Genomic DNA, 17,088 nt, shown 5'->3' on the forward strand with positions numbered 1-17,088 from the left:
GGGTAGACTCCGGCCATGCGCTTCATTGAGACTTTCCAGGCAGGTCCCTTCGCCGACACCGTGGTCAGCCTGCTGGCCGCCTTCGTGCTGGGTACGTTGATCGGTGCCGAGCGCCAGTACCGGCAACGCACCGCCGGCCTGCGCACCAACGTGCTTGTGGCAGTCGGCGCCGCCGCCTTCGTCGACCTGGGCATGCGCATCGCCGGCAGTGCCGAGGCGGTGCGGGTGATCTCCTACGTGGTCTCCGGTGTCGGCTTCCTCGGCGCCGGCGTGATCATGAAGGAAGGCATGAACGTGCGTGGCCTGAACACCGCCGCCACCCTGTGGTGCTCTGCAGCGGTCGGCAGCTGCACCGGCGCGGACATGCTGGCCGAAGGCGTGCTGCTGACCGTGTTGATCATCGCCGGCAACACCCTGCTGCGGCCGTTGGTGAATGCCATCAACCGCATTCCGATCAACGAGGCAGCGACCGAAGCCACCTACGAGGTGCGCCTGAGCGTGGATGCCGACGCCGTGCCGCGGGTGCGCGAGCGCCTGGTCGATGCGCTGGAAGCGGCGCAGTATCCGGTGGGCGATGTGCAGGTGGTCGAGCATGCCGACGCGCCTACCGATGTGATCGCGGTGCTGGTCAGTACGGCCGTGAGTGCCGATGAACTGGACGTGGTGCTGGCACGGATGGAGCAGGTGCCGGGCGTGCTGCATGCCACGTGGGAAGTCAGCACCCGCGATTGATGATCCACGCGGGGCGTGGAGGCTCTTCTCTCATCCCCTCATCCGCTGCTGCGCGCGCAACAGTTTCCGGAACGAACCGCACTTGCGGGCATCCTCCGCCTGCGGGCAGGCCGCTGCGCGCTGCAGGTGCCGGCGCACCCGCTGCAACCGGGTGATCTGCCGCTGCAGCACCTCGGCTTGTGCCAGCAGTGCCTCGCGGTCGAGTGAGATGCACCCCTGCTGCGACGGCAGCGCTGCACCGATCTGCTGCAGCGACAGCCCGGCCGCCTGGCCCAGGCCGATCAGCGCCAGCCGTTCCAGCACCTGCGCGTCGTACTGCCGGCGCAGGCCGCGGCGCCCCAGCGCCTGCAGCAACCCCAGCTGTTCGTAGTAGCGCAGGGTCGAGGCCGGCACGCCACTGCGCTTGACCACCTCGCCGATATCCAGTTCGCGCACGGGCTTGACCTCAAGTGACCTTCAAGCACCAAGCTATGGGCAACTACCCGGCGAGGCAAGGCCATGGCAAGCACATCTCCCATTGATCAGAACGCCCTGTGGAACGGCCCTGGCGGCCAGGCGTGGGTTGCGCAACAGGCTGTTCTTGACGGCCTGTTCCAGCCGATGGCTGACCTGCTGGTCACCGAACTTCCTGAGACCGTTACCGAACTGCTCGACATCGGCTGCGGCACCGGCGCCAGCCTGCTGGCCGCGGCCGCAGCGCGTCCCGCGGCACATTGCACCGGCCTGGACATCTCCGCGCCGATGCTGGCGCTGGCCCATCAGCGCGCCAAGGCGGCAGGACTGGACGCGGACTTCATCGTGGCAGACGCGCAGCGCCATCCGCTGCCGCCCGCGCACTTCGACTGGATCCAGTCGCGGCTGGGCGTCATGTTCTTCGAGGACAGCCAGGCCGCGTTCGCCAACCTGCATCGTGCCAGGACACCGGGCGCTGGGCTGCGCTTCATCGCGTGGCGCAGTGCCGGGGAGAATCCGTTCATGACCACCGCCGAGCGCGCCATTGGCGATGAACTGGATCTTCCGCCCCGCGTACCCGGCGCACCGGGACAGTTCGCTTTTGCCGATGGCGAGCGCGTGCAGCGCCTGTTGCAGGCCGCCGGCTGGAATGACGTGGAAGTGGTTGCGGTGGACCTGCCCTGTTCGCTCGCCCGCGAAGACCTGCCGACCTATGTCGGTCACCTGGGACCGTTGGGACTGGCCCTGCGATCGATGCCGGAAGCCCGCGCCGCAGTGCTTCGCGAAAAAGCACTGGCCGCATTCGCGCCGTTCATCGAAGGTGACCGCGTTCGCGTGGATGCCGCATGTTGGTTGATCCGCGCCCACGCTTGAAAAAAGGGGACGGAGGGGATTAAGTCGCATATGCCCCGGTTGTGCCGGAAACGACTTAATCCCCTCCGTCCCTTTTTCTGCTAGAGGGCCTCGCCGGCGTCGGCCAGGCGCGATTCGATCAGTGCGTACCACTGCTGCAGCACGTCGATCAGCATGTCCAGCTCGGCATCGGTGCGCTGTGCGCGGCCACTGCGCAGGCAGGCCTGGGCTTCCTGCAGCTGGGCCAGGAACCCGGCCACGGTATCGGCCTGCAGGATCAGGCCCGGCAGGCGCCGCCCGGGGATGCGCACCACGGCATGGTTGCCGAGCTGGCCGTACACGCTGAGCGTAGCTTCCGTCTTCATGGAGAGGGGCAGGAATTGGGCATTCATCGCGTGCACCGTTTGGAAACCTGAGCCGCAGGCAGGCGTGGACGACGGGGGAGACGTTGCCACGCCTGCCGGCGGTCAGGGGGGACTCGGGATGCCGGGGCATCGCCCCGGCGCAGGAAGGTCAACGTGGCTGTGCCATCCCGGCGATCTGCACGCGCCGGTTCGGCGCCAGGCAGGCAATCAGCTCGCGCCGGTTGCGCTGCTCGCACTGCACGATCGGCTCGGCCGCACCGCGTCCTTCGGCACTGATGCTGGCTGCAGGCACGCCCCCCTGCACCAGGGCGTTGCGCACGGCATCGGCGCGGCGCTGCGACAGTGCCTGGTTGTAGCTGGCGCTGCCAATGCGGTCGGTGTAGCCGGTTACCTTGATCGACTGCACCTGCGCGGCCTCGCGTACCTGCGCCAGGATGCCCTGCACCGCCTGCTGGCCTTCGGCGCTGAGTACCGCGCTGTCGAATCCGAACAGCGCGTCGGCCGACAGCCGCAGGGGCTGCTCCGGCAGCGGTGCCGGTGCCAGCGGCGCTGGTGGCCGCGGCGGTTCGAGCACGGCCGCGCACGACTCCGGCTTCCAATAACCGCCCTGCGCGATGCCCTTGCTGTCGAAGCGCACCTGGAACTGGCAGGTGAAGTACTCCGCGCCCTGCGCGGTGCGGAAGTTGAACAGGTAGTTCCACTCGCGCACGCCCCACATGCCTTCATTGAAGTGCGGCGTGCCCAGCAGCGTGTACAGCTGCCGCTTGCTCATTCCCGGCGCGAAGCGGCGCAGGTCGGCGACGTCGGGATAGATGCCTTCCTTCAGCGAGGCCTTGGAGGCCTCCGGGAAGTGCACGGCGGTGGCTTCGGCAGGACCGTCGGCGGCCGGCGCATGGCTGCGGCAGGCGGCCAGCAGGCCCATCCCCAGGATCAGGCCCAGCGTGGCGGCACATTGGCCGGCGCGGGCGATGCGATGCTGTTTCATGTCGTTCCCCCTGTAGACGTTTCCGCGATACCGGGCCGCGGGTGCGGCCCGGCGGCGGGGATCACCACTGGATGCCGGCACCGACGGCCACACCGGCCTCGCCACGGCTGTTGGTCGAACCGCTGAACTTGTAGATCCAGCGGCCGCCTTCGGAGACACCGGAGATACCGACCGCCACGCCCGATTCGCCGTTGTAGCTGCCAGCCGCGATCGAGGCCATGCTGCGGCCCGCCTCGCTCGGCTGCGGCAGCGCTGCGGTGGCCATCGCCGACGCGATACCGGCCGAAGCACGATTGTCGGTCTTGCGCAGGTCGCGCTCGAAGCCGCCCATGCGCTCGTCGGTGTAGGCCTTGGACCAGTCCAGGGTCTGCGCCATGCCCGACTTCAGCTGGTCGACGTTGACGGCATCGGTGCCAGCAGTACCGGCGGCGACGTTGCGCACCGTGGTCGGGCCGCTGCTGGTGCTGCCCAGGGTGACACTGTTGTAGTTGGTCGCGCCGTTCACCGTGGTGTCGTAGCGGATCGTGCCCTGCTGCGAAGCCTGCAGCTGGCGCACGTTGACCGCATCGGTGGCCTGCGAGCCGTCTGCCACGTTGACCACCTGGCGTTCGGCACCGGCGGCACCGACAGAGACCGTGTTGGCCCGGTTCGCCACCGAACCCGCACCCAGCGCCACCGAGTTGTCGGCCTGCGCCTGCGAACCATTGCCCAGCGCGGTCGAGTTGGCACCGGCGGCGGTGGAGCCTGCGCCGCCGGCGGCCGAGTTGGCGCCGCTGGCGGACGGATCGGCCAGGTTGTTGGTGTTGTTGGCGCGGAAGCTGCCCGCCACGTTGGTGATGTTCTGGATCTTCTGGTCGGTGTACTTCTTCGACTCGTCGATGGCGTAGTTCACGCCGTTCTTCAGTTGGCCGACATTGGTCGCGTCATAGGTGTCCGAGCCATCGGCTACGTGGGTGATCTTGCGTTCGCTGCCACTGCTGCCGACCGAGACCTCACCGGCCGAATTGCTGGCACCGGTCTGCCCGTAGGCGCCGGTGTAGCCGCTCTGTGCACCGACGCTGGCGACCGAACCGGCACCCAGCGCCACGCTGTTGCCGGCACTGCTGCTGGCACCGTTGCCGACCGCCACGCTGTTCGCACCGGCTGCGCTGGCCTGCGGGCCGACCGCCACCGCTTCCGCACCTGCCGCGGTGGCTGCGGCCGCCGTTGAGTTGACCGCCAGGTACGCACTGCCACCACCGCCATTGGTGATGCGCTGGTTTAGGACCTTCAGCGAGCCGTCGACAGCGGTGAAGGCGGCGGTGACGTTGTTGTAGTCGCCGCTGGTGAAGGTGCCATCGGTGGCGATGCTGGAGATGCTGAACGTCGGCGCGGTCCACACGTTGGTGGTGCCGTTGTAGGCGGTGGTGCCGCCGAAGTAGGTGGCGATGGTGCTGTTCGTGCTGAACAGCTGGTCGCCGGTGATGGCATCACTGCTGCCAGCCAGGATGCTGCCGGCGGCGACGTTGGTGATCTTCACCGCGCCGGTGCCGGTACCCGTCAGCGTCACGCTGTTGAGCACGTTGCCACTGCCATCGACGTCGTACTTCACGGCCAGCTTGTCGATCTCGCCGGTCTGGTCGGCAACGTTGGCCAGCGAGTTGCTGACGGCATCGAACGCGGTGCCAACATCGTTGTAGCTGCCCTTGGTCACGGTGCCGTTGGCGGCGACGTTGTTGATCGAGTAGGTCGGTGCGGTCAGTACGCCGTTGGCATCGACCGCGGCACCACCGCCCAGATGGGTGGCTACCGCCTGGTTGGCGGCAAACAGCTGGGCACCATTGATGGCCTCACTGCTGGTGGCACTGACCTGGCCCGGGCCAAGGTTGCGCAGCGTGGTTGCCGTGCCGGTCTGGCCCAGCGTGGCGCTGGCGTAGTTGACACTGCCATCGGCGTTGAGGTCATAGCGCAGCGCGCCCTGTTCCGATGCCTGCAGCTGGCCAACATTGACCGCGTCGGTCGCAGCAGTACCGGCCGCCATGTTGGTGACCTGGCGCTCGGCACCGGCCGCACCGATGGAGACACTGTTGGCACGGTCGGCCAGGCTGCCGGCGCCGACCGCGATGCTGTTGGCGGCAGTGGCGCGGGCATTGGTACCCACCGCGATCGAGTCGGCGCCGCTGGCCACCGCCTCGGTACCGGTCGAGTTCACCCGCAGGTACTTGGTGCCACCGTTGCGGATGTCGGTGATCTGCGTATTGAGGTTGACCAGCGAGCCATCGACTGCGGCGAAGGCATCGGTGGCATTCTCATACAGGCCCTTGGCGATGGCACCACCAGTGGAGATCGTGCTGATCTCGAACAACGGTGCAGTAAAGATGCCGCTGGCCGGATCGAAAGCCGCATGACCACCGAAGAAACTGGCGATGGCACTGTTGGTAGCCGCCAGCTGGCCGCCGTTGACAGCCTCCAGGCTACCGGCGGTGACCGCGCCGGCGGCAAGATTGCCGATGGTGGTGGTGCCGGTGCCTGCGCCGAGCGTGACCCGGCGATAGTTCGGGTTGCCCGAGCCGTCCAGGTCATAGGTGACCGCTGCGGAGGCCACATCGTCGATCAGACTGATGGCGCCCTTCAGCTGGGCCACGTTGACAGCATCGGTATTGGCGCTGCCCGCGGCAAGGTTGGTGATCTGGCGCTCGCCGCCACCGGCTGTGCCCACCGACACTTCGCCGGCCGAGACCTGGGGTGCGGTGAGGCCGTACGCGCTGTAGCTGGCCTGAGCGCCGCGCAGTGCAGCGGAGCGGTAACCCAGCGCGACCGAGTTGGCCTGGTTCGAAGTGGCTTCGGCACCCAGCAGGGTCTGTCCGTTGGCGGTGCCCACGGCACTGTCACCGACGACGACCGAGTGGCCCATGCGGGCGGCATAGTCGGCCGTCGGCACGCCGGTCGGATTGCTGGGATCGTTCACGCCATCGCCGGGGAAGGCGACATTGGCATCGACCTTCGGCAGTTCATGGCGTGCATTGGCACCGATCACCACTTCCTTGGACCCGTTGGCGAAGGCGCCATCGCCCATCAACACTTGGTAGTCCTGTGCCGCGTTGACCGCCCAGCAGGAAATATCGGCCAGCGCGATGTCCAGGCACTTGGCCGCCCACGCCGGCGAGTCGGTTGGCAGAAGGAGGCCCAGCAGGCCACCGGGATTGCCGTTGTTGATGTTGTAGATGTAACTGTCGGAAGTCACGCCACCGATCAGGGTCAGGTGCGAGCTGCCGCCCGTGGCTGCGCCGCCCAGGCCATTGAGCGTGCTGCCGACCGGCGACAGGTTGACCACCGGCAGGCCCAGCACATTGACCGTCGAATAGGTCTGCATGACGTTGGCGTTGCTGAGCTTGAGATTGCCGTTGCTCAGGTAGCCGTTGCCGCCGAACAGGCTGGTGGTGGTCGGCCCGATCAGCTGGCCGACATTGCCGACCAGGCCACCGGTGCCGATGATCAGGCCAGCATTCGGGTCGGCCGGCGCGGGCGCCTTCGGACTGGTTGGCGGAATCGCCGAGGGTTGGGTCAGGCCGAGGCTGCCCAGCGTGCCTCCCACCAGGCCACCCACGGCGCTGCCCAGGTTGCCGACGGTGCCATTGAGATTGCCGTTGAGCAGGTTGCCCACCGCGCTTCCGACACTGCCCAGCGTGCTGCCCAGCACGCCGCCCAGGCCGCCGGTGGGGCTGCCGGTGGTGCCGTTGAGAATGCCGCCCACGGCGCTGCCGACCTGGCCAACGGTGCCGTTCAGTGCGCCGCCCACTGCACTTCCAACGGTACCGACAGTGCCGTTCAGAGCACCGTCCACGGCGCCGCCGACCTGGCCGACGGTGTTGTTGAGCGTGCCACCCACGGCGCCGCCAACCTGGCCGACGGTGCCGTTCAGTGCGCCGCCCACTGCACTTCCAACGGTACCGACAGTGCCGTTCAGAGCACCGCCAACTGCGCCACCGACTGCGCCGACCGCGTTGTGGAGCGTGCCGCCCACTGCACTTCCAACGGTACCGACAGTACCGTTCAGAGAACCGCCAACTGCGCCACCGACTGCGCCCACCGTGTTGTTGAGCGTGCCACCCACGGCGCTGCCGACCTGGCCGACGGTGCCGTTCAGTGCGCCGCCCACTGCACTTCCAACGGTACCGACAGTGCCGTTCAGAGCACCGTCCACTGCGCCGCCGACTGCGCCTACCGTGTTGTTGAGCGTGCCGCCCACGGCGCTGCCGACCTGGCCGACGGTGCCGTTCAGTGCGCCGCCCACTGCACTTCCAACGGTACCGACAGTACCGTTCAGAGCACCGCCAACTGCGTCACCGACTGCGCCCACCGTGTTGTTGAGCGTGCCACCCACGGCGCTGCCAACCGTGCTGACTGTGCCGTTCAGCGCGCCACCCACTGCGCTACCAACTGCACCCGCGGCACTGTGAAGCGTCCCACCGACAGCACCCACCGCACCACCCACCAGGTTGCCGACGCCCAGTGCGCTGTGCTGCGCCGCGACGGTCGCCTGTCCGGCCAGCTTCAGGTTGCGATCGGCCACTACCTCCTGGCCGTCCGGCGCCTGCACGCGCACCTTGCCGGCGACGCCGGCATCGAAGGCGGCGCTGATGGCACGATCATGGGTCTCACCCGGCAGCTCCTCCTTGGCGGGCAGCGTGACTGCCGCCGTCGCCCGGGCCTGGCCCTGCCCTTCGATGTGATGGCCAGCGACCGCCAGATGCGTGTCGGCCTTGCCGTCGACGGTGGCTTTCAGCCCAGGCAGTGATCCGGCGGCTGCACCGCTGAGGCCGGCGGCCGCCCGGGCACCCGTATCGATCGAAGCGACCTGGCGGCCAGCGATGCCGACCTTGGCCCTGGCGCGCGCATCGGCAGCGACGCCCAGCGGCGCCTGGGCGCCGGGCGCAACGTGCGCAGCCAGCGATGCATCCACCTGTGCCGCCCTGGCCGCAGCGTTGCCCACGCCAACATTGGCGCGGACATCAGCCGCCAGCGCCGGCACGGCCACTTGCTTCGGCACGGTGTTCGCTGCCAGCTTCACCTGCACTGTGGCCGGCAACACGTCAGGTACCAACGGCAGCGACGTGGTACTCAACTGCAGGCCCAGACGAGCATCCGCACTGATTGCGGGGCTGTTCTGCGCCTGCCGCGCGGCAGCAGCCAGGGCCACTTCCGCGTCAACCTTGACCGGCATCGGCTGCGCATACTTTGCCGCGAGTGCTTGCAGGTCACGCAGCGATTGATTGGTTTCCGAGGCCCCAGCGTGACCGCTGGCCAGCGCACACAGCAGTGCCAGCGCCAGGGCCGTGGGCATCAGCAGGAAGGCGCGCGGATCGCGTGCGGCGCTGCCGCCGCTGTCGCCGGTGGCCAGTTCCGAGGCCACAACCAGAGCATTGAGCTGGCGGTTCCATACACGCCGGTAGATGCGGTTCATGAGCATTTCCCCCGTAGGCGAACAACTGGAATGTCTGTGGACTTGCCGCTAGGCAGGTGACTGACATTTCAGCGGTTGCAACGAGGGCGGTGCACTTCAATCCGGCACGGCAATCGCGCATTCCGGCAAATCCACGGCCGGAATCGGCAGCCGGCTATGCATAAGCGGCAACACGATCGGCAAGCGGATACGCAATTCCGGCATAAACACCGCAAAAACCCTTGCCGGGCCTGGATCAGGCCGGTTGGCCGATCTGCGCGGGTGCGCGCATCAGGGTGTCGCGCGGCAGTTCGCCGAATACCTTGCGGTAGTTGTCAGCGAAGCGCGACAGGTCCCACAGCCCGCAGCTCAGGGCGATCGCCTTCACCGAGCGACGGCTGGAGTCTGCCATCGACAGGCTGCGGCAGGCCGCGCACAGGCGCAGCATTGAGAGGTAGCGGTTCGGCGAGGTTCCAAACAGGTCCTCGAACGCATAGCGCAGGCCGCGCTCGCTGACGCCGGCGGCATCGCAGATCTCGTTCATGTAGATGTTGCGACGCAGGTTGAGCCGCATGAAGTTCTCTGCACGCTGCGCGATCAGATAATGCGTGCGCCGCGCACGGGTGCAGCCCGGGCGATCCGCCGCACCGGCGCCCAGCAGGGCCTGCACATGCTCATGCAGCAGGTTCTCGGTTTCATCCGGCTGCAGCCCTGCCCCCTGTCCCAGCTGCAGGTGCAGCTGCTGGTAATGGCGCGCCAGCGGCGTGGCGTCGCTGGCCAGGTTGAACAGCGAAAGTGCCTGGCCGGCAGGTGGCGTGCTGCGCAGGCTCAGTTCGGTCAGCTTGCGCTGGACGCGGGCCACCGGCACCAGCATCAGGGTCATGTGCGTGCCCGGGCTCAGGGTGAACTCACTGATGCCCTCCGGCATGATCGTCAGCGCCATGCCCGGCGTGAGCGGCACGCCGTGGCACCAGCTCATCGTTTCATCGGTGGCGTGCAGGTACCCCAGCATCGCCCAGTCCGGCGGCAGCATGAAACGGCCACGGCAATGGAAGCCGCAGCTGATGCTGCAGAACAGGGCTTCCTCGTGCACGCGCGAAGCGAACGCCGCCCGTGGCCCGTTGCCATCCAGCAGCAGCAGTTCGACATCACAGACGCGAAGCACGCCGCTCAGCGTGGCCAGGTCTATGGACCGAAGGCCGCTGTCGTCGCTGTCCTCTACCCCACCATCGACCATGACAGTGTTGTCCCCCCGTTGATCCGCCATCCGCTGCGGCCCCCACTGCCTGACAGGGCGCGCAACGATCCAGAATCCATTTCTGTTGCCACGCCGGCAGCACCGGCGTCGATGCGATCGTACAAATCAATGCAAGAGCTTGAATGCGAGTATGCCCAATAATCGGCAAAGGTAAACCCGCGGCCCGGCATGATGAAAATGGATACACAAGTGAAGAAAATGTCGGAGCGGCTGGCACGGTTTTCGCATGGACCACAAAGCGAATCACATTATCTGCACGACAATGAATCGTTTTGCGTGCGAACGGATTTTCGTCACAGAAACCATCTGAAATTTTCAGGCTTCCGGGGTTTCTGCCGAATTTGCATATAGGTTCCGGTTGCAGCCAACCGCCATTCAGGCAAAGTCGACATTACGGTGATCCGGCCATCTGGCCGCACCCAGGGGGACAGCATGACCACGCACGCATCACTGGATGCCTCGACCACCGGCCCCGGGCCGTCCGGTCGCGACCGTGCGGCCGATGTCCCGCCTGGAAACGATCACCCTGCTTGAGCACAGCGGGCCAGTCCCGCCGTGCCTCCTCCGCCAGGACGCGCGGAGGCCCACGGACGATCCCGGCGGAGCCGGGCCACCGCCCAACGCAGGTGTACTGCATCCGCAGACAGGTAGAGGGAGACATTGGTCATGAACGCATCGATCCGCAAATTCCTGAAGGAAGAAGACGGCGTCACCGCGCTCGAGTACGGGCTGCTGGCTGCCGTCATCGCTGGCGTCCTGATTGCGGTCGGCAACGACCAGATCAAGGGGTTCTTCGAAACGCTGTTCAAGAACCTCTCCGCACTGGCCACCAAGGCGTCGGGCTCGACGACCTGAGCGGCGACCGCGCGCGGCCGGCAGGGCCGCGACGGCGGGGCGCATGGAACCAGGCGAAGACCGTCCAGTGACGGACGATGGAGTGTGCGATGACAGTGCTGGGATTGTTGGCCATCGGCGTCTGCCTGCGGATCGCGATCAGTGATCTGTATGCCCGTCGGGTGCCCAACACCTGGCTGGTCGCCGCATGCGTGATCGCCACTGCGGTGATCGTGGTCGGCCAGTTCAGTGCGCCGCGCCAGCCGTGGCTGCCCCACCTGGCCGGCGCGGCGATCGGCCTGTTGGCGCTGCTGCCGTTCCATGCCCTGCGCTGGATGGGCGCCGGGGACGTGAAGTTCTTCGCCGTGGTGGGCCTGATGCTGGGCTGGCAGGCGCTGCTGCCGGTCTGGCTGGTAGCGAGCCTCGCGGCTGGGTTGCATGCCGTGCTGGTGCTGGCCGGTCGCCGCCTGGGCGTGCTGCTGCCCGGTCACCTGCAGATGCAGGTCAATCGCACCAGCACGCAGTGGCAAGCGCATCCGGTGCTGCGTGACATGCAGGCCGCCCGCCAGGGACGACATGGCATTCCCTATGCAGCCTACCTGGCACTGGCCGCCATCGGCTGGGTGCTGGCCAGCATCTACGGAGGTGCACCATGAACATCCGCAGCCCACGCCTGCAACGCGGTGTCGCCAGCATCGAGTTCGCCCTGATGCTGATGCTCGGCCTGTTGCCGCTGCTGCTGTTCACCTTCTCCGGGGTGATGATCATGGCGGCGCAACAGACCCTGGCCACCGCCTCGGCCGAAGGCGCGCGTGCCTCGCTGCGCTACGGCACCGCCAGCGAACGACGCACAGCCGCCTGCGTCGCCGCACGCACCTCGATGCAATGGTTGCTGCAGTTTTCCAGGCAGAACGTGGACTGCAGCGCGGGGGGCAGCAACGCCATCGTGGTGTCGGCACAGGCGCCCTGCGCCGGTCTGGCCACGGCCCAATGCATGACCGTGACGGTCAGCTACGACTACGCCAACCATCCCTTCCTGCCCGGCACCGCCACGCTCTACAAGTGGGTGATGCAGGCCCCCATCCGCAGCGTCGCGGTCGCGCAGCTCGATCTCGGCAGCGGCAATTGATGATCGGTACTTTGGAGACGGTTCCATGCTCAAGTTGACCCGCATCGCTGCCGTCGCCCTGATCGGCCTGGCCGTGCTGCTGGCGCTGATCGCCTTCATGATCGGGCGCAAACCCGCCGCACCTGCAACGGTCGCGCCAGTCGCTCACAACGAGGCCCAGGCGATCACCGTGGTCGAAGCCGTGGCACGCCTGCCTGCGGGCGAGCCGATCAGCGCCAACGGCCTGCGCCTGGCCCAGCGCACCTCACCCGTCCCCGGCGCCGCTACCAGCATTGCCGCCGTGACCGGCAAGGTGCCGGTGCAGGACATTGCCGAAGGCAGTGTGATCAACGGCAGCGCGTTGGCTCAGGGCTTCTCGCTGCAGCTGCGGCCGGGCGAGCGTGCCCTGGCCGTGCCCGTGGACGAACTGGTCGGTGCCGGCAACCGCATCCTTCCCGGTGATTTCGTCGACGTCTTCCTCAACCTCCGCAACGCCCAGCCCAACATCAACAGCCCTGGCGAAGCCGCGCAGACGCGCCTGCTGCTGTCGCGCCTGCGCGTCCTGAGCTACGGCCAGCAGGACATCGTGCCGGTGGCCACAGAGACTACTTCCAACAGCGAGGCCGACTCCCGCAACGACCCGCGCGCTGCCGACATCACCGGAAGTGGCAGCACGCACAGCAACAGCAATGAAGCGCCGCAACCCGCACGCAGCGCGGTGCTTGCGGTACCGGTGGCCGACGCCAACCGGCTGCTGCTGGGTGCGCAGCAGGGCAAGCTTTTCCTGGCCCTGCGCAATCCCGCCGATACCGGCCTGCCCGACCTGGCGTTGTTCCCGCAATCGCGCGGAGTGATCGACCCGCTGCGTGGGCTCGACGCCGAACAGCAGCTCGCCCTGCAACGGCCGGAGAACCACGCTTTTGCCGGTATCGACAGCGACGCGCTGGCCGGACGTGGCAGTGCACCGCAACGCGGCACCCCGGATTCACCGTCGCGCGCGCCGGCGCCACGTCGCAGTGCACCGCGCGCGCCGGGGATCGAGATCATCCGCGGCGACAGTTCCGCATCCCGTGCCTCCCTTTGACCTGCATCGAGTGCATCCATGACCGAACGTCGCCGCCGTCCACGCCTCTCCCTCCGCCAGCGCTGGCTGGCCCTGCTGCTGGTGCTGCTGGCGCCGGCAACGAGCGTGGCCGCCGATGACCTGGTGCTGCAGGCGCGCGAGCAGCGTCCCTGGAACCTGCCGGCCGACCTGGAGCGGGTGGCCATTGCCGACCCGGGTGTGGCCGACATCGTGATGCTGCGCGGGCAGCGCCAGGCGCTGCTGGTCGGCAAGATGCCCGGTACCACCACCCTGCTGCTGTGGCACCGCAGACAGGCCGAGCCACAGCGGTTGACGGTACGGGTGCAGAGCGCCGTACAGGGCGCTGCCAGCACCAGCGGTACCGGGCTGGTGTTCACCCAGCAGGACCAGCAGGGCCTCCTGCAGGGAAGCACCGACAGCATGCTCACGCACATGCAGGAACAGCGCACTGCGGCGATGGCGCTGGGCAAGGACGGCATGCTTGCCGATGCGTCCACCATCAACAGTGGGGGCGTGGTCCAGGTCGAGGTCAAGGTGGTCGAGTTCAACAAGACCGCGATGAAGCAGATCGGCATCAACTTCCAGAACCGCAATGGCGGCTTCGCCTATGGCTTCGCGCGGCCCGGCACTGGCCTGCCCGGCAATACCGGCCTGCTGCCCGGCATGAAGGAAGGCAACAGCAGCAACGAGGCCGTGTCGCCGATTTCCTCGGCGTTCCGGCTGGTGTTCGGCTCGACCAAGGGACTGTGGAACGCCGATGTCGAACTGCTGCAGAGCAATGGCATGGCCCGCGTGCTGGCCGAGCCGACGCTGGTGGCACTGTCCGGCCAGAGCGCCAGCTTCCTGGCCGGTGGCGAGCTGCCGATCCTGGAGCCGCAGGGGCTTGGCACCACCACCATCACCTACAAGCCCTTCGGCATCGGCCTGACCGTGACCCCAACGGTACTGGCGCCGAACCGGATCGCGCTGAAGGTGGCGCCGGAGGCGAGCGACCTGGACTACAGCAACGCGATCGTGCTCAACAACGTGCAGATTCCCTCGATCACCACCCGTCGCGCCGATACCACGGTCGAGCTGGGCGATGGCGAGAGCTTCGTCATCGGTGGCCTGGTCAGTTCCAACATCGTCTCCAACGTCAACAAGATTCCACTGCTGGGCGACCTGCCGATCATTGGTTCGTTCTTCCGCAACTTCGACTACAAGCGCCAGGACAAGGAGCTGGTGATCATCGTCACCCCGCGTCTTGTGCAGCCGCTGGCACGCAATACCGAACTGCCGCTGCCTGGCGAGCGCGAAGCCAAGCCGCATCTTCCCGAATGGGGATCGTGGTTGCTGGGGCCGGTCAGCCAGGACCCGGTGCCCGGCTTCTCGCGCTGACTTCCATGATGCCTGTAGAACCACGCCCATGCCCTACGCCACCGCCCAGCCGCTGCATCCGCAAGGACCGCCGATGAACCTGGTCCTGTACGGCATCGACCGCGAACTGCTGCCCCGGCTGGCCGCCAAGCTGCCGCCGACCACCACCCTGCACTGGCAGGACAGCAGTGCGCCGACGTCGGCGCAGGACCTGCAACGCGGCCCGCAGAGCCTGGTGCTGCTTGACTTCCGGCCCGAGCACGCGGCTGCCTCGAGCGTACTGGCACAGCAGCTGCAGCAGACCCAACCGGACCTGGCGCTGGTCGCGGTCGGCGCCACCAGCGCCGGCCAGGTCGAAGGCGTGGTGATCGCGCTGCGCGCCGGCCTGCGCGATGTGCTGGACCTGGACAGTGACAACGCCGGCATCGAGGCGGCACTGCGGCGCGCACTGTCACCGCGCCCGGCCGCGGTGGCGCAGCATGCGCACAAGGCGCGCCTGATCGTGCTGCTGGGCGTGCGCGCAGGCGTCGGCACCAGTACCCTGGCCGCACATCTTTCGGTGCTGGCGCAACAGACGCGGGCCCTCGCCCAGGGCGATGCAGTGCAACAGGACGGCCTCCTGATGGAACTGGCACAGCCCACCGGTGACCTTGCGCTGTACCTCAATCTCGACAGCCGCTTCCACTACGAGGATGCGCTGCGCAACGCCAGCCGCATCGACGCCACCCTCGCACGCACCGCGATGGCGCGCCATGACTCCGGGCTGGTGCTGCTGGACCGTGCCGGCGGCAGTGATGCCGTGCCCCCGTCCGACCCTGGCGCGCTGCTGCAGCGCCTGCGCGGGGTGTTCGCCAGCGTGCTGTGTGATGCCGGCGGCTGCCCGCTGCGGCAGCTGCCGCCGCTGTTGCTGGACCAGGCAGACGAGATCTGGCTGGTCACCGATGCGTCGATCGCCACGCTGGTCTCGCTGGACCAGGCACTGAAGCATCTTGCAGGCCAGCGCGAGCGCGAGAAGCGCCTGCAACTGGTGATCAACCGCCACGACGACAGCAGCGGCATGAGCCCGGAACAGATCGCACGCCGCTTCGAACTGCCGTTGCTGGCGACATTGCCTGAACGACCGCGTGTGCGCCTTGCCGCCAGCCAGGGCCGCCTGCTGCTGCAGGATGCGCCGCGCGATCCCTACCTGCGTGCCCTCGCCCCGCTCGTGTCACGGCTGGACCCGGCTGCCTGCCCGGTCCAGCCGCATGGCCTGCGGGAAAGACTCTCCCTTGCCCTGGGTGGATCGCAATGGAAGACAAGGTAACCCCGTTCCCGCATGCCGTTGCCCGCCCGCTGCTGCACGAAAGCCCGGGCCACCTGCCGTTCGCACAGACCGAGCAGTACCAGAAGGTGCTGTCGGCCGCGCATGAGCACCTGCTCAACAGCATCGAGGACGAGCGCATCGACATCGATTCCTGGGCCCCGGATACCATCGCCCGCTGGGTGCAGGTACAGACCGTGGGCTTCATCCAGGAATGGCGCATCCCGATCAACGAAGAAGAGATGCAGGTGGTTGCCGAGGGCCTGGTCAAGGAGCTGACCGGTTTCGGCCCGCTGGACGACCTGCTCCACGACCCCTCCATCGAAGACATCCTGATCAACGGTTTCAAGGACGTGCACGTTTCGCAGGGTGGCCAGCTCCGGCGTGCCACCCAGCGCTTCACCGATGACACCCACCTGCTGCGCATCCTGCGCCGCATCCTCGCGCCGCTTGGCCGCCGGCTGGATGATTCCAATCCGATGGTCGATGCGCGCCTGCCCAACGGCGGCCGCCTCAACGCGATCATCTCGCCACTGGCGGTGGACGGGCCGATGGTGTCCATCCGCAAGTTCCGCAAGGACCCGTTCACCCCCGACGAGCTGCTTGCCAAGGGCACCTTCGACGCACCGATGCAGGCCCTGCTGAAGGCGATGGTGCTGGGCCGCTGCAACATCCTGGTCTCCGGCGGCACCAGTTCCGGCAAGACCTCGCTGCTGAATGCACTGGCCAGCTACGTGCCACCCAGCGAGCGCGTCATCACCGTGGAGGACACCGCCGAGCTTTCGCTGAACCATCCGCACGTGGTGCGCCTGGAAAGCCGCATCGGCGGCGCCGAGGGCCAGGGCGCGGTCAGCATCCGCGACCTGGTGCGCAACAGTCTGCGCATGCGCCCGGACCGCATCGTGGTCGGCGAAGTGCGCGGCGCTGAAGTGCTGGAAATGCTGCAGGCGATGAATACCGGCCATGACGGATCGATGGCCACCATCCACGCCAACACGCCACGCGACTGCCTGTACCGCATCGAGATGCTGGCAGGCTTTGCCGGCTTCCAGGGCAGCGAGGACAGCCTGCGCCGGCAGATTGCCAGCGCCATCGACTTCATCGTGCAGATCTCGCGGCTGGGCAGCGGGCGCCGGGTGCTGGTCTCGATCACCGAGATCACCGGGGTCAGCGACAACCTGATCACCACCCAGGAAATGTTCCGCCACGAGGTGCAGATCGACGCCACCGGCCGCGAGACCGACCGCTGGATCGGCCTGGGCTTCCATCCGCACTCGCACAAGCTGGAGCCGTTCCGCCAGCAACTGCGTGAATCGCTCTACGGGGACTTCTGAGC

At 67.5% G+C, this 17,088-nt stretch carries 14 protein-coding genes; 9 read left to right on the plus strand and 5 right to left on the minus strand.

The genetic code is table 11. The annotated features are described in order from the left end of the window. Positions 1–15 precede the first annotated feature (15 nt). A complete protein-coding gene (locus ACEPA4_RS11700) occupies positions 16–732 on the plus strand; it encodes an MgtC/SapB family protein (protein ID WP_005416969.1) in 717 nt (238 codons plus the stop codon). Between the two features lie 30 nt (positions 733–762). On the opposite strand, the gene ACEPA4_RS11705 is transcribed toward ACEPA4_RS11700, so the two are convergent. After that, positions 763–1,167, minus strand: coding sequence for a MerR family transcriptional regulator (locus ACEPA4_RS11705; protein ID WP_065185728.1), 405 nt, complete (start codon positions 1,165–1,167; stop codon positions 763–765). A gap of 63 nt (positions 1,168–1,230) precedes the next feature. On the opposite strand from ACEPA4_RS11705, the gene ACEPA4_RS11710 reads away from it, so the two are divergent. Next, a complete protein-coding gene (locus tag ACEPA4_RS11710) occupies positions 1,231–2,058 on the plus strand; it encodes a class I SAM-dependent methyltransferase (RefSeq protein WP_005416972.1) in 828 nt (275 codons plus the stop codon). 80 nt (positions 2,059–2,138) lie between these two features. Here ACEPA4_RS11710 and ACEPA4_RS11715 read toward each other — a convergent pair whose 3' ends face one another. From ACEPA4_RS11715 to ACEPA4_RS11730, 4 genes are all read right to left on the minus strand, one after another. Next, the gene (locus tag ACEPA4_RS11715; protein WP_223224455.1) at positions 2,139–2,402 is read right to left on the minus strand and encodes a hypothetical protein; all 264 of its coding nucleotides are present in this window, start codon (positions 2,400–2,402) and stop codon (positions 2,139–2,141) included. Between the two features lie 148 nt (positions 2,403–2,550). Then, positions 2,551–3,387, minus strand: coding sequence for an OmpA family protein (locus tag ACEPA4_RS11720; protein WP_005416976.1), 837 nt, complete (start codon positions 3,385–3,387; stop codon positions 2,551–2,553). A gap of 61 nt (positions 3,388–3,448) precedes the next feature. Further along, positions 3,449–8,830, minus strand: coding sequence for an ESPR-type extended signal peptide-containing protein (locus ACEPA4_RS11725; RefSeq protein WP_374082856.1), 5,382 nt, complete (start codon positions 8,828–8,830; stop codon positions 3,449–3,451). Between the two features lie 235 nt (positions 8,831–9,065). Continuing rightward, positions 9,066–10,046 carry a helix-turn-helix domain-containing protein gene (locus tag ACEPA4_RS11730; RefSeq protein ID WP_053500175.1) on the minus strand — a complete coding sequence of 327 codons (981 nt, stop codon included), beginning with the start codon at positions 10,044–10,046 and terminating at the stop codon, positions 9,066–9,068. A 687-nt stretch (positions 10,047–10,733) separates the two neighbouring features. On the opposite strand from ACEPA4_RS11730, the gene ACEPA4_RS11735 reads away from it, so the two are divergent. The 7 genes from ACEPA4_RS11735 to ACEPA4_RS11765 all read left to right on the plus strand — a co-directional run bounded on the left by ACEPA4_RS11735 (position 10,734) and on the right by ACEPA4_RS11765 (position 17,086). Then, positions 10,734–10,922: a Flp family type IVb pilin gene (locus ACEPA4_RS11735; protein WP_005416979.1), complete on the plus strand. Its 189-nt coding sequence runs from the start codon at positions 10,734–10,736 to the stop codon at positions 10,920–10,922. A gap of 89 nt (positions 10,923–11,011) precedes the next feature. Then, on the plus strand, positions 11,012–11,557 hold the full coding sequence (locus ACEPA4_RS11740) for a prepilin peptidase (RefSeq protein ID WP_065178475.1): 546 nt from the start codon (positions 11,012–11,014) through the stop codon (positions 11,555–11,557). Continuing rightward, a complete protein-coding gene (locus ACEPA4_RS11745; RefSeq protein ID WP_005416981.1) occupies positions 11,554–12,030 on the plus strand; it encodes a TadE/TadG family type IV pilus assembly protein in 477 nt (158 codons plus the stop codon). The genes ACEPA4_RS11740 and ACEPA4_RS11745 overlap by 4 nt, the downstream gene beginning before the upstream one ends. Before the next feature lie 25 nt (positions 12,031–12,055). Beyond that, positions 12,056–13,093 carry a Flp pilus assembly protein CpaB gene (cpaB, locus tag ACEPA4_RS11750; protein ID WP_374082857.1) on the plus strand — a complete coding sequence of 346 codons (1,038 nt, stop codon included), beginning with the start codon at positions 12,056–12,058 and terminating at the stop codon, positions 13,091–13,093. A gap of 18 nt (positions 13,094–13,111) precedes the next feature. Further along, positions 13,112–14,470: a type II and III secretion system protein family protein gene (locus tag ACEPA4_RS11755; protein WP_374082858.1), complete on the plus strand. Its 1,359-nt coding sequence runs from the start codon at positions 13,112–13,114 to the stop codon at positions 14,468–14,470. 28 nt (positions 14,471–14,498) lie between these two features. Continuing rightward, positions 14,499–15,755 (plus strand): fimbrial protein, encoded by a 1,257-nt coding sequence (locus tag ACEPA4_RS11760; RefSeq protein ID WP_065185731.1) that lies wholly within the window; start codon positions 14,499–14,501, stop codon positions 15,753–15,755. After that, a complete protein-coding gene (locus ACEPA4_RS11765) occupies positions 15,740–17,086 on the plus strand; it encodes a CpaF family protein (RefSeq protein WP_053500164.1) in 1,347 nt (448 codons plus the stop codon). The genes ACEPA4_RS11760 and ACEPA4_RS11765 overlap by 16 nt, the downstream gene beginning before the upstream one ends. Positions 17,087–17,088 lie beyond the last annotated feature (2 nt).

Origin of the sequence: Stenotrophomonas sp. P2112, assembly GCF_041897515.1 — a bacterium.
Lineage (GTDB): Bacteria > Pseudomonadota > Gammaproteobacteria > Xanthomonadales > Xanthomonadaceae > Stenotrophomonas > Stenotrophomonas sepilia.